This window comes from Streptacidiphilus sp. BW17, assembly GCF_041262485.1.
Classification (GTDB): Bacteria; Actinomycetota; Actinomycetes; order Streptomycetales; family Streptomycetaceae; genus Streptacidiphilus.
Genome location: NZ_JBGCCR010000008.1, coordinates 131,805 through 152,705, shown reverse-complemented (window position 1 = coordinate 152,705; position 20,901 = coordinate 131,805). Strand labels below are relative to the sequence as shown.

General features: G+C 70.8%; 18 protein-coding genes and 1 riboswitch. Of the genes, 8 read left to right on the top strand and 10 right to left on the bottom strand.

The features are described 5' to 3' along the window. Positions 1-22: 22 nt before the first annotated feature. A complete protein-coding gene (locus tag ABH940_RS12695) occupies positions 23-1,369 on the bottom strand; it encodes a M20/M25/M40 family metallo-hydrolase (protein WP_370105282.1) in 1,347 nt (448 codons plus the stop codon). Between the two features lie 296 nt (positions 1,370-1,665). On the opposite strand from ABH940_RS12695, the gene ABH940_RS12690 reads away from it, so the two are divergent. Beyond that, entirely contained in the window at positions 1,666-3,009 is a 1,344-nt protein-coding gene (locus ABH940_RS12690) for a diaminopimelate decarboxylase (protein WP_370105281.1), read from the top strand. Between the two features lie 60 nt (positions 3,010-3,069). Here ABH940_RS12690 and ABH940_RS12685 read toward each other — a convergent pair whose 3' ends face one another. Further along, on the bottom strand, positions 3,070-4,902 hold the full coding sequence (locus tag ABH940_RS12685; protein WP_370105280.1) for a gamma-glutamyltransferase family protein: 1,833 nt from the start codon (positions 4,900-4,902) through the stop codon (positions 3,070-3,072). A gap of 72 nt (positions 4,903-4,974) precedes the next feature. Beyond that, entirely contained in the window at positions 4,975-5,955 is a 981-nt protein-coding gene (locus ABH940_RS12680) for a N(4)-(beta-N-acetylglucosaminyl)-L-asparaginase (protein WP_370105279.1), read from the bottom strand. A 273-nt stretch (positions 5,956-6,228) separates the two neighbouring features. Between ABH940_RS12680 and ABH940_RS12675 the strand changes: the two genes are divergently transcribed. Further along, on the top strand, positions 6,229-7,362 hold the full coding sequence (locus ABH940_RS12675) for a hypothetical protein (protein WP_370105278.1): 1,134 nt from the start codon (positions 6,229-6,231) through the stop codon (positions 7,360-7,362). 126 nt (positions 7,363-7,488) lie between these two features. Here the strand turns inward: ABH940_RS12675 and ABH940_RS12670 are convergent, their stop codons facing one another. Next, positions 7,489-8,721 (bottom strand): chitinase, encoded by a 1,233-nt coding sequence (locus ABH940_RS12670; protein WP_370105277.1) that lies wholly within the window; start codon positions 8,719-8,721, stop codon positions 7,489-7,491. Positions 8,722-9,045: 324 nt separating this feature from the next. On the opposite strand from ABH940_RS12670, the gene ABH940_RS12665 reads away from it, so the two are divergent. Then, positions 9,046-9,576 carry a GNAT family N-acetyltransferase gene (locus tag ABH940_RS12665; protein WP_370062694.1) on the top strand — a complete coding sequence of 177 codons (531 nt, stop codon included), beginning with the start codon at positions 9,046-9,048 and terminating at the stop codon, positions 9,574-9,576. A gap of 54 nt (positions 9,577-9,630) precedes the next feature. On the opposite strand, the gene ABH940_RS12660 is transcribed toward ABH940_RS12665, so the two are convergent. The 5 genes from ABH940_RS12660 to ABH940_RS12640 form a co-directional block, all read right to left on the bottom strand. Then, positions 9,631-9,936 (bottom strand): hypothetical protein, encoded by a 306-nt coding sequence (locus ABH940_RS12660; protein WP_370062692.1) that lies wholly within the window; start codon positions 9,934-9,936, stop codon positions 9,631-9,633. Beyond that, positions 9,933-10,367 (bottom strand): hypothetical protein, encoded by a 435-nt coding sequence (locus ABH940_RS12655; protein ID WP_370105276.1) that lies wholly within the window; start codon positions 10,365-10,367, stop codon positions 9,933-9,935. The genes ABH940_RS12660 and ABH940_RS12655 overlap by 4 nt, the downstream gene beginning before the upstream one ends. 213 nt (positions 10,368-10,580) lie before the next feature. Then, positions 10,581-11,627 (bottom strand): hypothetical protein, encoded by a 1,047-nt coding sequence (locus tag ABH940_RS12650; RefSeq protein WP_370105275.1) that lies wholly within the window; start codon positions 11,625-11,627, stop codon positions 10,581-10,583. A gap of 25 nt (positions 11,628-11,652) precedes the next feature. Beyond that, positions 11,653-12,801, bottom strand: coding sequence for a hypothetical protein (locus ABH940_RS12645; protein WP_370105274.1), 1,149 nt, complete (start codon positions 12,799-12,801; stop codon positions 11,653-11,655). 48 nt (positions 12,802-12,849) lie between these two features. Further along, positions 12,850-13,185, bottom strand: a complete 336-nt coding sequence (locus ABH940_RS12640; RefSeq protein WP_370062686.1) for a DUF805 domain-containing protein — start codon at positions 13,183-13,185, stop codon at positions 12,850-12,852. A gap of 128 nt (positions 13,186-13,313) precedes the next feature. Here ABH940_RS12640 and ABH940_RS12635 point away from each other — a divergent pair, with 128 nt between their 5' ends. Continuing rightward, complete coding sequence (locus ABH940_RS12635; RefSeq protein WP_370105273.1) at positions 13,314-14,057, top strand: MBL fold metallo-hydrolase; 744 nt, start codon at positions 13,314-13,316, stop codon at positions 14,055-14,057. Between the two features lie 23 nt (positions 14,058-14,080). Here the strand turns inward: ABH940_RS12635 and ABH940_RS12630 are convergent, their stop codons facing one another. Further along, entirely contained in the window at positions 14,081-15,226 is a 1,146-nt protein-coding gene (locus ABH940_RS12630; RefSeq protein WP_370105272.1) for a transglycosylase family protein, read from the bottom strand. A gap of 2 nt (positions 15,227-15,228) precedes the next feature. Then, positions 15,229-15,422: riboswitch (cyclic di-AMP (ydaO/yuaA leader) on the bottom strand. 308 nt (positions 15,423-15,730) lie between these two features. Between ABH940_RS12630 and ABH940_RS12625 the strand changes: the two genes are divergently transcribed. From ABH940_RS12625 to ABH940_RS12610, 4 genes are all read left to right on the top strand, one after another. Further along, a complete protein-coding gene (locus ABH940_RS12625; protein WP_370105340.1) occupies positions 15,731-16,432 on the top strand; it encodes a FadR/GntR family transcriptional regulator in 702 nt (233 codons plus the stop codon). After that, positions 16,429-17,415: an asparaginase gene (locus tag ABH940_RS12620; RefSeq protein WP_370062680.1), complete on the top strand. Its 987-nt coding sequence runs from the start codon at positions 16,429-16,431 to the stop codon at positions 17,413-17,415. The genes ABH940_RS12625 and ABH940_RS12620 overlap by 4 nt, the downstream gene beginning before the upstream one ends. Positions 17,416-17,501: 86 nt before the next feature. Further along, the gene (gene aspA, locus ABH940_RS12615; RefSeq protein WP_370062989.1) at positions 17,502-18,911 is read left to right on the top strand and encodes an aspartate ammonia-lyase; all 1,410 of its coding nucleotides are present in this window, start codon (positions 17,502-17,504) and stop codon (positions 18,909-18,911) included. A 165-nt stretch (positions 18,912-19,076) separates the two neighbouring features. Beyond that, positions 19,077-20,648, top strand: a complete 1,572-nt coding sequence (locus tag ABH940_RS12610; RefSeq protein WP_370105271.1) for a long-chain fatty acid--CoA ligase — start codon at positions 19,077-19,079, stop codon at positions 20,646-20,648. The last annotated feature ends 253 nt before the right edge of the window (positions 20,649-20,901 follow it).

Genomic DNA, 20,901 nt, shown 5'->3' with positions numbered 1-20,901 from the left:
CCGCCGGGAGGTGTCCAGGCGTTCAGGCGAAGACGCGGGGGTCCGTCATCAGATAGCTCGTCAGCACCCGGGCGCCGAAGGCGAGGCTGTCGGTGAGCACGTGCTCGTCGACGCCGTGGACGTACTGCCACGCGTCGAAATCCGCGGGGGTGCGGCCCGGCACGAAACCGAAGCCGGGGATGCCGAGGGCGGCGAAGGCCTTGGCGTCGGTGCCGCCGGTCATGCAGTACGGGAGGACCAGGGCCTCCGGGTCGTGGGCGCGCAGGGCCGCTGCCATCGCCGCGAAGTCCGGCGCGGTGTGGTCGGCGCTGACGGGGGCCCGGAAGTCGCCCGTGCGGGTGCCGTCCGGGCCGAGCAGGGCGTCCACGGTGGCGAAGAACTCCGCCTCGGTGCCGGGCAGGATACGTCCGTCCAGAGCGGCACTCGCCTCGCCGGGGATCACGTTGTGCTTGTAACCGGCCCGCAGCATGGTCGGGTTGACCGAGTTGGCCAGGGTTCCCGACACCAGATCCGCCGCGGCGCCCAGCGGGCTGAGATCGGCGGGGTCGATGGTGACGCCGAGGTGCCGGGAGAGTCCGTCCAGCAGCGCCGCGACGACCGGCACCACCCGGACCGGCCACGCGTACCCGTCGAACCGGCCGATCGCCGCGGCCAGCTTGACCACGGCGTTGTCGTCGTTGTGCCGGGATCCGTGCCCGGCGGTGCCGCGTGCGGTAGCGGTCATCCAGGCGCTGCCCCGCTCACCGGCAGCGATCGGGTAGAGCCTGCCGCCGCCCGGCAGATGGACGGTGTGGCCGCCGGACTCGCTGATCGCGGCGTTGACGCCCTCGAACAGGTCGGGGTGCTGCTCGACGAGGAAGCGGGCGCCGTACTCGCCCGCGTCCTCCTCGTCGGCGACGAAGGCGAGGACCAGGTCACGGGGTGGCCTGGCGCCGGTGCGCTCCAAGTGGCGGACGAACGCCAGCATCATGGCGTCCATGTCCTTCATGTCGAGCGCGCCGCGTCCCCAGACCGCTCCGTCGCGGACGTCTCCGGCGAACGGATGGCTCGACCAGTCGGACGGCTCGGCGGGCACCACGTCCAGGTGTCCGTGGACCAGCAGCGCCGGGGCGGCGGGGTCGGCGCCCGCGATGCGCACCACGGTGCTGGCCCGGCCGGGGGCGGACTCCAGCACGACGGGCGTGAGCCCGGCGTCGGTCAGCCGCTCGGCGACCCATTCCGCGCAGGGACGTTCGCCTCGGCTCTCGCCGCCGCCGAAGTTGCTGGTGTCGAAACGGATCAGGCGGGAGCAGCAGGCCACCGCGTCGTCGGCGAGCGCTGCCGCCTCGTCCTCGGACGGAACGGGCGTCGCGGCACCGGTGTCGGTCATGACCAGCACCTTACGTTCTCTGGGATGGGAGGGGTGGGAACCGTCGGGCAGGCCCCGGGTCGGATGATGCGCGCACGAAGACTGACGCCCCGTCACTGCTCGTGATGTGTCGTGCAGGCCACTGGGCAGCGTCGCCGGGGTGAGCCGTTATGTTGACTGCTGCAGCCTGTCCCGCCGTGAGCTGGGAACGAAGTGGTGACTGAGCACCGAGGTTTTCGATGCTCCCGCCGACTCCGGCTCGACGGAGCAGGCTGAGCCCCGTCCGACCGCCCGGCACCCCCGCGAGCGAGGTAGCGATGCTTCCGACTCCCAGCACGGCCACCGCAGCCGCAACGGCCGCCGCACGGCGAGCCCGGCGGGACGCGGCCGTCCGTGCCGCCGTGGTCCGAGGACTCCTCGACGAGTCGGACAGCCCGGTCGCCGCCTTCGTGGATGTGGCCGGGATCGGCGAGAGTGCCCACGCGCTGCGCGCGGCCTGGCCACCCGAACTCGACGTCCTGCACGCGTTCGCCGCCAAGGCCAACCCCCTGGTGCCGGTGCTTGCCCTGCTGCGCAGTCACGGTCTGGGCTGCGAGGTGAGCAGTGCCGGGGAACTCGCGCAGGCCCGCGCCGCCGGGTTCCCCCCGGAGCGCTTGGTCCTCGACTCCCCCGTCAAGACGCTCGGCGAGCTGTCCACCGCTCTCGCCGACGGCATCGCCGTCAACATCGACAACTTCGAGGAACTCGAACGGGTCGACCGGCTGATCGGCACCGCCCCGCCCGCGTCACGTATCGGCATCCGGCTCAACCCGCAGGTCGGCCTCGGCAGCATCGAGGCGATGTCCACGGCGGGCCGCACCACCAAGTTCGGGATCGCGCTGACCGATCCGGGCAACCGCGAGCGCCTGCTGGACGCCTACCGGGACCGGCCCTGGCTGCGCTGGGTCCACGTCCACGTGGGATCGCAGGGGGTGCCACTGGAGCTCAACGCGGCGGGGGTGTCCACGGCCGTCGACTTCGCGCAGGAGGTCAACCAGGAACGGCCCGACCAGGTCGTCGGCATCGACATCGGCGGCGGACTGCACGTCGACTTCAGCGGTGACACCGACTCCCCGACCTTCGCCGACCACGTCGCCGTGCTCCGGGGGGAGGTGCCGGAGCTGTTCGACGGATCCTTCCGGATCGTCACCGAGTACGGGCGCGCGCTGATGGCACGGAACGGCTTCGTGGCCACGCGCGTGGAGTACACCAAGACCTCCGGCGGACGACGCATCGCGCTCACCCACGCCGGCGCCCAGGTGGCGGCCCGCACCGCCTTCGCCCCGGAGCTGTGGCCGCTCCGGGTCCTCGCCTACGACCGCGACGGCAGGCCCAGCCGCGCCGAGCAGCAGGTCCAGGACGTCGGCGGACCCTGCTGCTTCGCGGGGGACCTGCTGGCGCAGGAGCGGCTGCTGCCGCGCCTGTCGGCGGGCGACCTGGTCGTCGTGCCGGACACCGGCGCGTACGCGTTCTCCTCGCCGTTCCACTACAACAGCCTGCCGATGCCGCCGGTCCACGGCTTCGAGTGCACCCGCGACGGCGAAGTGCGGTTCACCGTGCTGCGCGCCGCCGAGACCGTCGACGAGGTGGTCGCCAGAAGCGGCGGAGCGCTGACGCGGTGATCGCGGGGTGATGGCGGGGTGATGACGCGGCGTCACTTCGACCTGCGGGCAGCGGACGCCTCAGCGGCCGACCGCGTAGCCCTGCATGCCACGCGGGTTGGCCGCGGCCGACAGCACCCCCGTGCGCGGGTCGCGGGCCACGGCGCAGACGCGGCCCTCCGACCACGGGTCGGCCAGGGTCACCTGGTGACCCCGGGCACGCAGCTCCGCGGCCACCTCGCCGTCGATCCGATCCTCGATCACCAGGCTGCCCGGTCGGATCCCACGCGGGAAGAACGAGCTCGGGAAGGCGTCGGTGTGCCAGTTGGGGGCGTCGATGGCGCCCTGGAGGTCCAACTGGCCACGGACCGGCGGGCGCAGCGCAGCGGCCAGGAAGAAGTGCAGGCTCCACTGGTCCTGTTGGTCGCCTCCGGGTGTGCCGAAGGCCATGACCGGCTCGCCGTCGCGGAGCGCCAGTGACGGTGTGAGCGTCGTACGCGGACGGCGGCCTGGAGTGAGCGAGTTGGGCAGGCCCGGTTCGAGCCACGCCATCTGCAGTCGGGTGCCGAGCGGGAAGCCCAGCTCCGGGACCACGGGGTTGGACTGGAGCCAGCCGCCGCTGGGCGTGGCGGAGACCAGGTTCCCCCAGTGGTCGACGACGTCGAGGTGGCAGGTGTCGCCCCGGGTCAGCCCGTCCCGTGCGACGGTCGGCTCCCCCGCGCCCGACGGCAGCGTGCCCAGCGCGTCGAAACCGTCCCCCGCACCGGACTTGGCCAGTTGCTCGACCAGGTGGTGGACGTGCGCGGGCAGGCGCGGCGACTGTCCGTTCGGGGAGCCGGGGCGCAGGTCCAGGCTCGCCCGGTCGCCCACCAGATTGCGGCGTTCGGCGCTGTACGCGGGCGAGAGCAGGGCGTCGAGCGGCACGTCGGCCGCGTCGCCGTACCAGGCCTCGCGGTCGGCCATGGCCAGCTTGGTGCCCTCGACCAGGGTGTGCACGTAGCCCGCGGAGCCGTACGCCGTCTCACCCGTGCCGAAGTCATCGGGCAGCAGGGCGAGTTGCTGGAGCAGCGCGGGCCCCTGGCTCCACGGCCCCGCCTTGCACAGCGTCCAGCCGTTCCAGTCCAGGGTGACCGGAGCCTCGTACCCGGCCCGGTATCCCGCCAGGTCGTCACCGCTGAGCAGGCCGGCGTGGCGTTCGCCGGAGGTGTCCATCGTGGGCCGGTCCGACGCCTCGACCAGCGCCTCGGCAACGAAGCCCTCGCGCCACGTCCGGCGGGCCGCCTCGATCTGCGTCTCGCGGTCCGTTCCCACCGCCTCCGCCTCGGCGATGACGCGCCGCCAGGTCGCGGCGAGGGCGGGGTTGCGCAGCAGCTCGCCCGCCTGCGGGGCCCGGCCGCCCGGCAGATAGAGCTCGGCGGAGCTGGTCCACTCCTGCTCGAAGCGCTCACGGACGCTTTCCACGGTGGCCCCGATCCGCTCCACCGCCGGATGACCGGACTCGGCGTAGTGGACCGCGTAGCGCAGCACGTCCCGCACCGTGCGGGTGCCGTGGTCGCGCAGGAGCAGCATCCACGCGTCGAAGGCGCCCGGCACCGCCGCCGCGAGCGGTCCGGTGCCGGGGACCAGGTCCAGGCCGAGCGAGGTGTAGTGCGGGACGGTCGCCCCGGCCGGAGCCGGCCCCTGGCCGCACAGCACGGTCGCACTGCCCCCGGCCGGAGCCAGGATGATCGGCACCTCACCCGCCGGTCCGTTCAGGTGCGGCTCGACGACATGCAACACGAACCCCGCAGCGACCGCCGCGTCGAAGGCGTTGCCGCCGTCCTCCAGCACCGCCATCGCGCACTGCGACGCGAGCCAGTGCGTGGACGACACCATGCCGAAGGTGCCCTGCAGGGTGGGACGGGTGGTGAACATCAGCGAACCCTCCAACCACGACGTGTATGTGATGAACCGTCTGATGAACCGCGGTCTGATGGACCGGTACCGTCAGAGCACCACGCGGGGACGGAACTCGGGCTCGGTCGAATCCGGCGTCATCAGCGCGTAGACGCTGCCTTCCTGGCCTGCCGCGCCGCCGTGCCGCCCGTCGGGGGTCAGGGCGAGGGCGCGCAGCTCCGCGCGGAAGTCATCCGGCAGGGTCGCGGCGTCGGCCAGGCCGAGGCGGCAGGCCTCCGCCGGGCCGTGGCCCGCAGCGAGGTGGTCGACGATGGTGCGGGCGGTCCCGCCGCGCATGCTGAGCTCGCCGCGCCCGGTGCAGGCGGCGCCGCCGGCCCGCAGGTCGCACCAGTTGCCCGCGCCGGGGACCGACGAATCCCCGACCCGGCCGGGATACTTGAACGGGTAACCGGAGGTGGACACGCCCACGCACAGCTCACCGGAGGCATCCAGGGCGATGATGTTGATCGTCCCCCAGGGCCCCTCGTGCGGGGCGAACTTGCGGACCAGGTCGAGGGCCGCGGCGCGGTAGCGGTGGTCACCCGGCAGCGCGGCGGTGTTCTCGCCCTCGACGGACTCGGCCGACCCGACCGACTCGGCCGACTCCTTGCGGGCGACTGCGTCCAGTTGTTCGCGCCAGAGCGCGCGCGCCTCGTCGGTGAGCAGCTCCGCTCGGGTGAAGCCGTTCTCCTCGGCGAAGAGTTCCGCCCCCTCGCCGACGAGCAGGCAGTGCTGCGGCAGCCGCTCCAGCACCGCGCGGGCGATGGAGATCGGGTTCGGATAGCCGTGCACCGCGCCCACGGCGCCGAATCGACGGCTGGATCCGACCATCACCGAGGCGTCCAGCTCCACCTCGCCACGGGCGTTGGGCAGACCGCCGGTCCCGACGTAGTGGTCGGCCAGGTTGTCCTCACAGCGCCGCATCGCCGCCTCGACGGCGTCCAGCGCTGAACCGCCCCGCCGCAGCACCTCCATCCCCGACGGCAGGCCGACTTCGCTGCGCTCGCTGCCGATGATGACCGGTTCGGGCATGTTCACTCCCGTTCGTCGCTGTGTCCGTCGCTGCGGCGATCTTCGACAAGCACTCTGACATGAAAGTGGTGCTCATGGGGAGGGGGCATTACCTGTGAATACGGAGCAGCTACCTTCCGCTTCGCCGCACGCCACGGGGGCGGACGCAGGCGCGAACGCGGGCGCACCTGCACACCGCCCTTTCTGGTACAGACCATTGACGGAGCGGCAGACTCCACTCCACCCTTTGGTCCACCGCACACCACCGTGGTCCCGGCCCGCCTGGAGGCGAGGATGCACATGCACAGACGCGGCTTCACGACATTGGCAGCCACCACACTGCTGGTCACCGCGGCGGCCACCGGCACAACCGCCGCACCGGCCGCAACCGCCGCAACGGCGGAATCCGTCGCACCGGCGGCGGCCACCTCGCCGATCCAGGTCTACGGCGCCTGGGACTGCGGGAACGACGAGTGCACCTGGGGCACGGTGCGCGACATGACCGGCTTCGACACCAACAACCACTGGCTGATCGACCGTGGCGACGGCACCCCGTCGGTCAACCTGGTCGTGCTCTCCTTCGTCGACCCGCTCAAACTGCTCGACGGCACCAACGACAGCGGCGACGTGAACGGCGCGCCCGTCGGCATGAACCAGGCCGTCGTCGACTACTTCACCAGCCACGGCGTCCGCGTGATGCTCTCCCTCGGCGGCGCCACCTACACGGCCGACTGGGACACCGCCCTCAGCCAGAACCCCACCCTGCTCGGGCAGAAGGCCGCAGCGCTGGCCACCCAGCTCGGCGTCGGCATCGAGATCGACTACGAGAACTCCACCGGCCCGAACCTGACGGGCCTTCAGTCCTTCATCAGCGCCTACCGGTCCGTCCATCCCTACGACGCCACCGGCGCGGACCCGACCGCCCGGCTCACCATCGACCTGGCCGCGGGCGACCGCTACCTGATCGGACTCACCCAGTACGCCACGGCCAACTGGCTCAGCACGAGCAACCCGGTGCTGGACTACGCCAACGCCATGGTCCCCAACAAGCAGCCCTCCGCCACCGCCGCGGAGGCCAATTGGCAGGAGCACATCGACGGCAAGCCCAACTACAGCCCGCCGATCGCGCCGCTCGCCCCGGCCAAGTTCACCGGCAGCGTCTATCTGGCCGGCCAGCCCCAGGTGCTGCCCGAGTGCAACGACTTCTCCGCGTCGTTGGAGAGCAGCACCGGGAGCTGGCTCCAGGCTGCGGCGCCAGGCGGTGCCGGGACCACGCCGGGCATGCTGGGCTACATGTTCTGGGCCGCCGAGACACCCTCCTCCCGAGGAACGTCCACGACCCCGCCCAACACGTGCCAGGCCGGCGTGGGCGTCGGCTCCAGCACCTACGGCATCCCTGTCCCGATGCCCGCCCTACGCCAGGGCTGAGGCGCGCCAAGGCTGACACCGCCCACAGGGCCCGGCCTGATCGGCGCGGCGGCGTGCGCGCCCGGCGAACACTGCCCCAGCCTCACCTCGGCCGGGGCAGTGCAGGGGTGTCGGCGGGTCAGGGACTCAGCAGGCCCCGTCGTCGTTCCACGCGCCGGAGGGGCCGCCGGGAACCTCGTCGTCGTTCCACTGGTTGGCGGTCCAGTTGTGACCGTTGTACGAGACCTCCTGGCCGGAGGTGTACGCGCTCGACGCGCTCCACGTCGCCGCGCAGGAACCACCGCCCCCGCCGGTGGAGGTCGGCGTGGGAGTGGGCGTGGGGGTAGGCGTCGGGGTGGCCGTCGAGCTGCTGCCGCCCGTGAAGGCCTGGAACGCCTGGGTGAAGGCCCCGCTGTTCTGGCTGACGCCGCTGCACGTCGAGCTCGCGGTCGTCTGTCCCGGGCAGCCGCCGTTGTCACGGCCTTCGGCCCAGAACGAGAGCTCCGCGATGCCCTGCTGGGCGGCGTAGGACTCGACGGTGCCCGCGTCGGCGAGTGAGAACACCTCCCCCGCGCTGTCGTTCTGACCGATCATCGGCGTGTTGCCGAGCCGCGCGTAGGCGGCTGAGGTGGAGATGCCGAAGGCCGAGGCCACCTGGCCGGCCGTGGCGTCGAGGGCCTGGTTGGCGGCCGTGCCCATCTCCGTGCCGGAGGTGCCGTAGTCCATCGTCATGATGTTGACGACGTCCGGCGTGAAGCCGTTGGCCACGGCCGTGGTGAGGACGTTGACGCCGGACTGGGTGAGCCCGGTCGGCGCCGCCGGGATGGTGTACGAGAGCGACAGGCTCTGGCCGTTGGCGGAGGCCCAGGAGCGGACCTGCGCGAGTGCCTGCGCGGTGCGGGTGATGTCGGAGGAGTTGGTGACCTCGTTGGACTCGATGTCGAAGTCGAGGTGGCTCACGCCCAGCGTGGTCACCACCGACTCGACCTGCGCGGCCATCGCGCTCGCCGACGAACAGGTGTTGCCGAGGTCGGTGCCGTTGGTGTCCGTCGTGTAGCCGCCGAAGGAGATGCTGACGTCGCCGCCCTGCGCCTGGAGCGAGGAGATCTGGGACTGCCAGCCCGACTCGTTGGGCATCGACCACTGGCAGCCCGAGCCGTCGACGAAGGCCAGCGTGAAGTACTTGGTGCCGTAGTCGGAGGCCACCGTGGTCAGTGTGGTGTTGCTCAGGCCGGTGTCCACGTAGGGGGCGAAGACCTGCGACGGCCACGACACGCCGGCGGCGTGCGCGGTGGGGGTCAGGCCGGTGGCCGTGAGCGCCGCGAACGCGCCGACACTCAGCAGGGCCGACGCGGACAGGACGAAGAAGCGTTTGGGCATGCACTGCTCCCTTTTCGGCATGGGGGGACCGGCGGCGCGACCGAGCGGGCGCCGTCGTTCGCCAGGGGCGTGCGCACATGTTGTCTGGACCAAAGTGGGGAGTGGTCTGGACCATGTGAACGCGAAAGCCAGCAAAGCGGCAGCAACGAATACATGTCAAGACCATCGACGACAATCACCACCGCACCGCACGACGCGGAAGTTGCCGGACCACCCGGTCGAGGTGGCGGCGGTCGCCCGGGCCGACCGTCCGTCATCCGAATTCGTCACGTCGGCGCGCGGCCATGCTGTTGGATGGTCCGCATGACGTCGCCAATGACCTTGATGGTGGAACCCACCCCGAGTGCGCCGGCTCTGACGCTCCGTCCCTGGCAGGACTCGGACGTCCCGGCGATTGTCGCCGCCCACCGCGACGAGGCGATGCGGCGCTGGTTGATGCGCCCCGTCGGCGACGAGGACGGGGCGCGCGCCTGGCTCGCCGACCAGGACCGGGGCTGGGCGAACGGCACCCATCTGAGCTGGGCCATCGAGGAGGACGGCAGGTTCGTCGGCTACTTCGTCATCAAGGCGGCCAACCCGCCGAAGATGCTAGCGACCGGAGTGGGCTATTGGACGGTGGCCGAAGCCCGCGGCAACGGCATCGCCTCGCGCTGCGTCCAGCGCGCGACGGAATGGCTGTTCGGCGGGCAGAACCTCATGCCCGCCGACGAGATCGAGTTGCTGCACACCGTCGGCAACGAGGGCTCGTGCCGCGTGGCGCAGAAGTGCGGCTACGTCCTGGATTCGGTGCTCCCGCCGATGCCGCCGAAATTCCCGCACGAGGGACACCGGCACGTGCGCAAGCGGCCCGCGTAGCAGCGACCGACATCGATGCGGCCCTGCGTCAAGGCTGACTTCGACCCGGACGAGTCACGAACCGCCGGCGGCCGTGCGCTGCTGAGCGGCCGTGTGGATCGCCTGCATGTACGGGAGGTCCATGGCCTGGGTACGGGCGGGGAGTTGCTCGAAGGGCACGATCGCCGGATGGTCGGGCTCGCGCCCGAGCATCCACGCCGACCACGTGTCGTGGACGTCTTCCGACGTGGTCTGCGTGCCCTTGGCCCTCATCAGCACCGCGTAGCCGAGGAAGAGTGCGTCGTCGTCCCCCGGCGGCTGTGCGGCCGGCGGGAGCAGGTTCCGGATGAGGGCGGCGTCTTCGGTGAGGTACTGGCTCATCCCAGCAGTCTGCCCAGGAGCAACAGGACGTGCAATCCGGCGAGCAGCCACGGGATCAGCCGCTCGGTCGTGCCGAGTTCGACGTAGCCGAGCCGCCGTGAACCGGGGTCTCCCACGCGTTTCAGGATCTCCCACTCGTCCGTGAAGATCCGGGCGGGCAGTCGCTCCTCCAGCCTGTTGATCACCCTGAACTTGGCTGCGTTGAGCATCCGGTAGCTGCGCAGTTGCAGCCACCACACCACGGAGATCGCACATCCGGTGAGGGCTGCGGTCAGTGCCGAGTACCACGCGACGTGGTCGAGTGTCGTGTCGGCAAGGCCCACGGCCGCCAGCAAGGTCGTCTGGACGGAGAGGAAGAACTTGTTGGCGGCGCCGCGCCGCTCCGAGACCCGGTCCGCCATCTCGACTGCCAGGGCGTAGGGTTCGAACAACCCGCGACCGACCCTGCTCCTCGGCACAGGCCGCGACCCGGCGTCGGGAGTGCGGGCCTCAGCGGTGCGGGCCTCGGGGATATCGGCTGCGGGTGCGGGTGCAGTTTCGGGCGCGGGTGCGGCTTCGGGCGCGGGTGCAGTTTCGGGCGCGGGTGCAGCTTCGGGTGCGGGTGCGGGTGCGGCTTCGGGTGCAGGATCGGTCTCTTGCATCGCTCAAGCACTCCTGACTTTGTCCGTGACGCTCTGATTACGGGGCAGTTCGGCGAGTTCCGCGAGGACAGGCTTGAGTTGACGCTTGACCAGGCGTGAGAGCGACCACCCCCTCTTGACTGACGTGAGGGCGATGGCTGCCGGATCGAATCGCCTGAACTCCCCCACCCCGTTCTCGCCAAAGACGACAATGCCTTTGAGGGGGAAGTCCCAGTCCTCGAACGCCTTCACCCGTTTCCTGCCGCCGAAGCACACCACCTTCCACCGCGAAAGCTCCTGGTAGCCGGACTTGGGCCGGAAGGCAGGCAGCTCAGGCAGCGGGCGCCGCGTCGGGAGCTCCTGTCCCGACGCCTCCTGTGCGGCAGCGAAACGGCGCGCGTACTCGGCTTTTACCGACTCGCAGAAGTCGCCGTACTCCTCCTCGTCGCAGTAGACCAGGAGCACCAGCCGTTTCAGGTCCATCACCTGAGCAGCCTCGGCGAACTCCCATACCGTTCCCTCGCCCCTGCCGGCGGCGAGGGCGACCACGTGGGCGCCTCGGATCAGCCCACCCACGGTGTCCTGCCAGTCGTCCAGCGGCAGGTAGCCGCGCGCCGCGCCCGGAAGCGGGAGGTCCTCGTCCGGACTGCCGATCGCGATGACCTTTCCGATGCCTCCGAACCGGCGCACCAGGTACTCCTCCTGCGTCAGCCCGGAGAGGAGGAAAATGGCTGTCCCCGGATCACCCCCACCGACCAGCGTCGTCGGCATCTTGAACATCGCCTCGTCCTGCGCGAACGGCCGCAGGTAGAGCACGTACCGCGTGTAGAGGAGCTCGGTGAAGGAGCCGATGATCTTCACCGTGTGACGCTTGCCCCTCTTGATCAGCAGGCGGCCGTAGAGGAACACCCACATGCCGATCGTCATGCCGACCAACCCTGCTCCCCTGGCCAGCAGATCGACCCAGGTCAAGATGCCCGCGCCGGCACCGACCCCCTGCCTCAACACGCCGTCTCCGGCCGCCCCGGCGCCCGTTCCGGCGACCCGCAACGTCCACCCGGCCGCGATCATCGCGCGCCCCTTGTTGGGCTTCTGTTCACCGTGGCGCGGGTATTCGTCCGCAGGCTTCGTCGTTCTGCGGCCCGGGGGCCGCGGCGGAAACCCCGGCGGGACCGGGAACAGGACAGAGGAGCCGTAGCGCACCTCGCCCCAAATCGCTGCGCGCAGTGTGCCTTCGAGGCTCTCCTTCCGAAAGCACCGGTCGAGGTAGAGCAGGCCCCAGAGTCAGCGGTGTCAGCGGCGCCGTCACGACCGCAGCGACAACGAACGCGAGCACGACGATGGAGACGGGAAGGATGAGACTGTCTGCCGACAGGTGGACCTTGCTGCCCGACGGACCGTAGAGAAGCTCCGGTGGGAGGTACCGAGCCGCGACGGTTGAACCGACGCCGATGATCAGTTGGGTCGCCGCCCGGCCGACCATGCCGGGCAGGAGCGAGATGCCGAAGGTGCGCCACCAGACGCCGCGGTTGAGCTGCCAGGAGCGGCGCAGCGCAGTCGTGGGGGTCATGCCCTCCAGTACTGAGACCGGTGTGGCATAGAGCAGCCTGCCCCCGACGTACAGCATTGCGGCAAGGCCGGGGAAGAGCAGCAGCAGGGCCAACCCTGCGGCAGCAGCGCTGTGGAGAGCGAGGCCGAGAACGACGGCCGGAAGGACGGACAGCAGGAGGACGCCGACCACGACCAGCGAGGTCAGCAGCTGGGTGCCGAGTGTCCGCCGCAACTGGGGGCGCGCCTCGGCCCAGGCCTGGCGGGCCGTCAGGCGTCGGCCGAGCACCGCGTGATGGCCGAGGACGGTGAGACAGACGGCCGTGGTGACCGCGGACGCGAGGACCGCGCACAACAGAGCGGGAACGATGACCACGGCTGCGGCAAGGGCCAGTTCGATCCCGCGCGTTGTGGTCATCCGCCCGCCGTGCAGGTGCGGGGAGGTGATCAGTCCCCACGCGGCCCACGCGCTGCCGCCGAGTACCACTGTGCTGCCGAGGGCGACGATCAGCAGCGGGAGGTACAGCGGCCAGAAGTACCGCCGGACGGTGGCGAAGACGCCCTTGACGATGTCGTTCGCGTCGAGCGGGCGTAGCGGCACGACCGCACGGTCCCGCGCCCCCATCGGCCACGCGAGTACCACCGCTCCGCCGCCAGGGCCGTCGCGCCTGACCGCTTCTCCCCCGTCGCCTGCCATCGCAGCATCCTCCCCCGATGTGTGCCGCCCTCTGTGTCAGATGATGTGTCAGACGCTCGCGCCGTACTGGTTCGGTCCGGGCGTGCCTTCCTGGCACAGGAACACCAGCAGGACGATCACGCCGATGAACGGGATGAGGGCGATCAGGATCCAGCCCGCCGACCGGTCGGTGTCGTGCAGGCGGCGGAAGGCCACCGCGAGCGTGGGCAGCAGGACCGCCAGGCTGTAGACGGCGTAGAGCAGCGGGAAGTGGATCGCGGCGCCGATGATGATCAGAAGTGCGCCGGCGACGACGTTGAACAGCGTGAACATCCAGTACTCCGCGCGCCGTGCCCGGCCCGAGAATCCTGCGTAGTTCTTGAGCACGTCCAGGTAGTAGTTCACGGCCCCTCCAAGGTGTGACTGGCTTGTGGAAGAAGCTAGCCACGGTCAGAGGGGACCGGTCCCCGGCGAGTTGTGCCCCGGTGTCGTGAGCGCCTGCGCGGCTACAACGTCCCTGCCAGAATGGGCATATGCCGACTCTCACGGTACTCGGAACGTGCGGCGCGTGGCCAGAGGCCGAGCGTGCAGCGAGTGGGTTCCTGGTGGAGGCGGACGGGTTCCGCGTCGTGCTGGATCTCGGATACGGCACGCTGCCACGCCTGTTGGCGCACTGCTCGGCGGACGAGGTCGACGCCGTGGTGATCACGCACGGGCATCCCGATCACTGCGCGGACCTGAGCGGGCTCGGTCGGGCGCTGACGTTCGGGGCTGAGCGGGCCGGAGGTGGACGAGCCGGGCGCACGCCGCTGTACTGCCCGGACGGGGTACTGGAGCGCGTGCAGGCGATGGAGCCGAGCGAGGACCTGCGGGAGGTGTTCGCGCCGCATCCGCTGCCGGGGAGTCACCAGGTCGGGCCGTTCCGGCTGGACGGGATGCTGCTGCGGCATCATGTGCCGCACGCGGGGGTGCGGCTGACCGTGTCAGGAGTGGCCGTGGCCTACAGCGGCGATGCAGGTCCCGCCGCAGGGCTGGGCGAACTGGCGGCCGGGGCCCAGCTGTTCGTGGCCGGGGCGACCCTGCAGGGCGCGGACCGGGACCCGTACCTGCTCAGCGCCGCCGAGGCCGGCCAGTGGGCCGCCGACGCACAGGCCAAGCGGCTGCTGCTCACGCACTTCTGGCCCGGCGCCCAGCGGAGCCGGTCCGTCGCGGAGGCGGGTGCCACCTACGACGGGGAGGTCCTGGCCGCGGAGGAGGGGACGAGCCTCACGCTCTGACCCCGCCCCCGCGCCACGGACCGTCAGTACCAGTTGTTGGCCTGCCAGAACGCCCAGGCCTGGTTCGGGCTGCCGTAGGTGGAGTCCATGTACTGCAGCGCCCAGCGCAGCTGGGTGGCCGCGTCGGTCTGCCAGTCGGCGCCGGCGGAGGCCATCTTGTCGCCCGGCAGGGACTGCGGCAGGCCGTACGCGCCGGAGGACGGGTTGGTGGCGGTGACGTTCCAGCCGCTCTCGTGGGAGATGATCTCGTCGAACGAGGCGAGCTGGTCGGCCGGGACGATCTGCGCGGCGATGGCCTGCGGGTCACCGCTCAGGTTCGCGTTGCTCGCGGGCTGCGCGGCGGAGCTGCTCTGGGCGCTGCTGCCGGCGGACGCGTCGCTGCCGGTCGTGCTCGTGCTGGTGCTCGTGGTCGTGCTCGACGACGAACCCGCGCCGGTGAGCTGCAGGTGCTCGCCCGGGAAGATCAGGTTCGGGCCCTGGGTGAGCGTGGCCTTGTTGAGCTGGTACAGCTCCTGCCAGCCGCCGGAGACGTGGTGCGACTCGGCGATCGTCGACAGCCAGTCACCCGAGACGACGGTGTACTCGGTGGCACCGGCAGTCGCACCGGAAGCGGGCGTGCCGACAGCGCTCGTGCTGGCAGCAGCCGTGCTCGGCGCGGCGGAGCTGCCGCCGTCGGAGTCCTCCGAGCCCGCCTGGGCCTGGCCGCTGTCGCTGGAAGCGGTCGAGCTGTTCGAGGAGCTCCCGGAGCTCGACGAACCGGAGGTGCTGATCACCGGGGCGGGGCCGCCCTGGGTCAGACCGGCCTGCGGGCCGCAGACGGGCCAGGCGCCGGGGCCCTGGTCCGCGAGGACCTTCTCGGCGACGGCGATCTGCTGGTCCTTGCTGGCCTGGTCGGCGGAGGACGCGTACTGCTGACCCCCGTAGGCGTCCCAGGTGGACTGCGAGAACTGGAGGCCACCGAAGTAGCCGTTGCCGGTGTTGATCGACCAGTTGCCCGTGCTCTCGCACTGGGCGACGGCGTCCCAGGTGGAGGTCGAGGCGGCGAATGCGCTGGACGTCCCGACGAGCGGGAGGGCGATGCCGGCGCCGGCGACACCGGCGACGGTGGCCAGGCGACGGGCCTGGTTGGTGCGGGGACGGCGGTGACGGCCGTTTCCGGACAGGAGCATGGCAGGGTCCTCTACGACGCCTGCGAGGTGAGCTGTCGGATTCGGACCGTGGGCTAGCCCGGCCGTGCTGAGCACGGCTTCACCCCAAGCTGCGGACCTTCTGGAGCGCAGCGACTTACCTGGTTCCCCCGCCCCTGCCGGGCCGAATGTTCGCGCTGCCCGAGCCTCCGGCGGCAGGATTCGGCGTTCCGGAACATCGGGGTCCGCTATGCGCGGACAGGCGGCACGCTAGGCAGTGCGACACGGCGAGGGCAACCGCCGCGAGCCCTCTGTGAGCAGGGCCACATGCCCGCGCGACGGGCTCCAACCCGCCTTCGCCACCTGAAGGTTCATCAACTGCGGCGGACAGCACCGCTCCCTGCCTCGGCTCGGCACCGTGGGCCGCCGCCCCCGCGCAGGGTGGCAAATCCACGCTTGACAGCCCCATCCGCAACCTCCAGGATCACTCGGGTGAACCTGTCAGACAGCCAGACAGGTGGCGCAATGCCGCGTCGCGTCAGCGCGATGGAAGCGGTGTTCGGCCATCTTCGCCAGGCCATCGAGCGCGGCGACTACGCCATAGGCGACAAGCTCCCCTCCGAGGCGGAGCTGTGCCGCATGCTCGAGGTCAGCCGGCCGGTGCTGCGGGAGGCGCTCCGCGCCCTGCAGGCGATGGGCCTGACCGCCTCCCGGACCGGCAAGGGCACCTTCGTCATCGCCCACGCGGTCGAGGAGCCCACTTTCGGCGACTACGCGGCCGGCGATCTGGAGGAGGTGCGCCGGCACGTCGAGATCCCCGTAGCGGGCTACGCGGCGCTGCGCCGCACCCCCGAGGACCTGGACCGGCTGGCCCATCTGCTGGAGCGGATGGAGCGGGAGACGGACACCACCGCATGGGTCGCGATGGACAGCCTCTTCCATCTGACCGTGGCCGCAGCCGCCCAGAACCCGGCCTTCCGCCGGGTGATCGAGGAGATTCGTGACGCCCTGGCACGCCAGTCGTCGTTCCTCAACGAACTGGGCCCCGGACGCCGCGAGCAGTCCAACCGGGAGCACCGCGTGATCGTCGAGGCGCTGGTCGACGGCAACCAGGACGACGCCGTCGCCGCCATGGCCCACCACCTCGACTGCATCGACGCGACCCTCAGCAGCATCGTGCACCCCGGGCGCACCACACCCACCCACATCCCCATCCCCACTCCCACCGAAGGCGGATCCGACGCGTGAACCTCGCTGACTCCCCCGCGATACGCGAACCCCGTCACTCCCCCGTCGCACACCTGGTGCGCGGCGGGGTGGTCGAGGGCGTCCACTACGGCTCGGTCGTCGTGCTGGACGCGGACGGCCAGGTCGCGTTCGAACTCGGCGACATCGAGGCCGCGTTCTATCCGCGCTCGGCGCTCAAGCCCATCCAGGCGGTCGCCATGGTGCGGGCCGGGCTGCCACTCGACGGTGAACTGCTCTCGCTGGCGGCGGCCAGCCACTCCGGCGAGGAGCGCCATCTCGACGGCGCCCGGCGGATCCTGGAGCTGGCCGGTCTCACCGAGAGCCACCTGCGCAACGCCGAGGACCTGCCCTACGGTCCGACCGTCCGGGACGCCTGGGTCAGTGCCGGACGCCTGCCGTCCCGGCTGGCGCAGAACTGCTCCGGCAAGCACGCGGCCATGCTCTACACCTGCACACTCAACGGCTGGTCCCTCGACGACTACCTCGATCCCGCGCATCCGCTCCAACAGGCCGTCGCGGCAGCAGTCGAGGACCTGACGGGGCAGCGCGTCGCGACGGTCACGGTGGACGGCTGCGGCGCGCCGCTGTTCGCGGTCTCGCTGCACGGCCTCGCCCGCGCCGCCGCCCGCATCACCACCGCCGCGCCCGGCACGCCCGAGGCACGCGTCGCGGACGCGATGCGCGAGCACGCCGAGATGGCCTCCGGCTCCGGCCGGGACGTCTCCGCGCTGATGCACGCCGTACCGGGACTGCTCGCCAAGGACGGCTTCGAGGGCGTCCAGGTGGGCGCGCTGCCGGACGGCCGGGCGATCGCCGTGAAGATCTCCGACGGCGCGAACCGGGCGCGCATCCCGGTCGCCGCCGCTGCGCTCGCCCGCGCGGGCGTCGACCCCGAGCTGCTCACCGCGTTCGCGGGCGAGACGCTGCTGGGCGGCGGGCACCCGGTCGGGCGCGTCCAACCGGTACCCGCGCTGACCGCCTGACCCTCAGCGCTCTCCCGCACCTGAGCCCTCGTCACCGTCCACTCCGAGGAAGAAGACCCGCACCCGCCATGACCGCAGTGACCGCCATGACCGCCGCAACCCGCAGCGAGCACGACCTCCTCGGAGACCGTGACATCTGCGCCGACGCCTACTGGGGCGTCCACACCCTGCGCGCCACGGAGAACTTCCCGATCACCGGCACGCCCATTTCGGCCTACCCCCACCTGATCGACGCCCTGGCCGCGGTCAAGGAGGCAGCCGCGCTCGCCAACGAGGAGCTCGGGCTGCTGGCGCCCGCCAAGGCTGCCGCGATCGTCGCCGCCTGCCGCGAGATCCGCACCGGCGCGCTGCACGACCAGTTCGTCGTGGACGTCATCCAGGGCGGCGCAGGCACCTCGACCAACATGAACGCCAACGAGGTCGTGGCCAACCGCGCGCTGGAGCTGCTGGGTCACGCCAAGGGCGAGTACCAGCACCTGCACCCCAACGAGGACGTCAACCTCAGCCAGTCCACCAACGACGTCTACCCCACCGCCGTCCGGATCGCGACCGTCTTCGCGGTGCGCGGCCTGCTGGAGGCGATGGCCCACCTCCAGGACGCCTTCGCCGGCAAGGCCGTCGAGTTCCGCGACGTGCTGAAGATGGGTCGCACCCAGCTCCAGGACGCCGTGCCGATGACGCTCGGTCAGGAGTTCTCGACCTTCGCGGTCATGCTCGACGAGGACCGCAGTCGACTGGCCGAGGCCGTCCAGCTGATCCACGAGATCAACCTCGGCGCGACCGCGATCGGCACCGGCCTCAACGCCCCGGCCGGATACGCCGAGGCCGCCCGCCGCCATCTCGCCGACGTGACCGGGCTGCCCCTGGTCACCGCCGCCAACCTGGTCGAGGCCACCCAGGACTGCGGCGCGTTCGTCCAGATGTCCGGCGTACTCAAGCGCATCGCCGTCAAGCTCTCCAAGAGCTGCAACGACCTGCGTCTGCTGTCCTCCGGCCCGCGCGCGGGCCTCGGCGAGATCAACCTGCCGCCGGTGCAGGCCGGTTCGAGCATCATGCCGGGCAAGGTCAACCCGGTCATCCCCGAGGTGGTCAACCAGGTCGCCTTCGAGGTGATCGGGAACGACGTCACCATCACCATGGCCGCCGAGGGCGGTCAGCTCCAGCTCAACGCCTTCGAGCCGATCATCCTGCACTCGCTGTCGGAGTCCGTCACCCACCTGCGCGCCGCCTGCCTCACCTTGGCCGACCGCTGCGTCACCGGGATCACCGCCAACACCGAGGCGCTGCGCGCGACCGTCGAGAACTCCATCGGCCTGGTCACCGCCCTCAACCCGCACATCGGCTACGTCGCCGCCACCGAGATCGCCAAGGAGGCGCTTGCCAGCGGCCGTGGCGTGGCCGAGCTCGTCCTGGAGCGCGGCCTGCTCCCGGCCGAGCAGCTCGCCGCGCTGCTCCGCCCCGAGGCGATCGCGGGCACCGGCGTCCCGGTGGCCTGACCCGACGCCAATCCGACGCGACGCCGATCTGACCCGACGTCGATCCGACCCCGGCACCCGCCCCGAGCGGGATCGACCGAGCAGCAGCTTCCGCGCCTGACCTGTGATCTCATCTGACATGCGTTCACACCCGACGGCCCGGCTCCCGACCTCCCGGAAGGCACCATGCTGAACCTGTCGATCCTGCTCGAGGACTCCGCCCGCACCTACCCGAACCGTGACGCGCTGGTCCTGGGCCCGACGCGCCTCACCTACGCCCAGGTCGACGCCGCCGCGAACCAGGTCGCCAACCTGCTGGTGGAACGCGGGATCCGGCCCGGCGACAAGGTGGCGCTGAGCTGTCCGAACCTGCCGCAGTTCCCGGTCGTCTACTACGGCGTCCTCAAGGCGGGCGCGGTCGTGGTCCCGCTCAACGTGCTGCTCAAGCCGCGCGAGATCGCCTACCACCTGCGGGACGCCGACGTGAAGGCGTACTTCTGCTTCGAGGGCACGCCGGAACTGCCGATGGGCGCGGCCGGTTGGGCGGCGTTCAACGAGGTCAAGGAGGTCGAGCACTTCTTCCTGATCACCGCCGACGCCGCCGAAGCCGCCGCGCCGAGCCCAGTGGAGGGCGCGGTGACCATGGGCGCGGAGACGTTGGCGTCGGCGCTCGCGGGCCGGAGTCCGGTCTTCGACCCGGTCGTCACCGAGGCGACCGACACCGCGGTAATCCTCTACACCTCGGGCACCACCGGCCAGGCCAAGGGCGCCGAACTGTCCCATGCCAACACGATGATGAACGTGTTCGCCTGCAACCGGATGTTCGACACCAGGCCGGCCACCGACAGCCACGTGCTCTGCCTGCCGCTGTTCCACACCTACGGCGCGACCGTGCAGATGCACGCCGGGTTCGCCATGGCGGCCACGCTCCACCTGGTGCCGCGGTTCAACGCGCAGCAGGTGGTGCAGTTGATGAACACCGAGGAGATCACCTTCTTCGCCGGTGTCCCGACCATGTGGTGGGGCCTGCTCGGCGCGCTCACCGACGACGTCGACGTCGACCGGATCGCGCGCAACCTCCGGGTCGGCGCCTCCGGCGGTTCCAGCCTGCCCGTCGAGATCATCCACGAGGTCCGGGAGCGGCTGCACGTCCAGGTGCTGGAGGGCTACGGCCTCTCCGAGACCAGCCCGGTGGCCACCTTCAGCGACCCGAACCAGGAGCCGCGTCCCGGCTCGATCGGCGTGCCGATCTGGGGCGTCGCGGTGAAGCTGATCAACGACGACTGGTCCGAGGTGACCGAGGTCGATGAGATCGGCGAGATCGCCGTCAAGGGCCACAACATCATGAAGGGCTACTACAACCGGCCCGAGGCCACCGCCGAGGTGATCAGGGACGGTTGGTTCCGCACCGGCGACCTGGCGCGCCGGGACGCGGACGGCTTCTACTACGTCGTCGACCGCTCCAAGGACATGATCATCCGCGGCGGCTTCAACGTGTACCCCCGCGAGATCGAGGAGGTGCTGATGACGCACCCCGCGATCAGCCTGGCCACGGTTATCGGTGTGCCGCATGCGAGCCATGGCGAGGAGGTCAAGGCGTTCGTGATCCTCAAGCCGGGGGCCGAGGCCTTGCCGGAGGGACTGGTCGCCTGGGGCCGGGAGCAGATGGCCGGTCACAAGTACCCCCGCATCGTGGAGATCGTCGAGTCACTGCCGATGACCGCCACTGGAAAGATCCTCAAGCGCGAGCTCTCCTGAAACTCGCCCGACCTCTCCTTCTTTCCCCTCGACCGGCCGTCAGTGGTGATCTGACGGCCGGTCGGTGTTTGCCTCGACACCTACCCTTGCCCCTCGAATGTCCCTTGAAACAAAGGGATCTTGACGCTCTGCAAGGTTTTTCAGGACTCTTCAGAATGGCTGTCAGAAGGTTGGCATGGACACTATTCACGGCGGGTTACCGGCTGGTACACAAGTCCGCGACGCGCGTCACCCAGGCCCCACCCCCCAATGT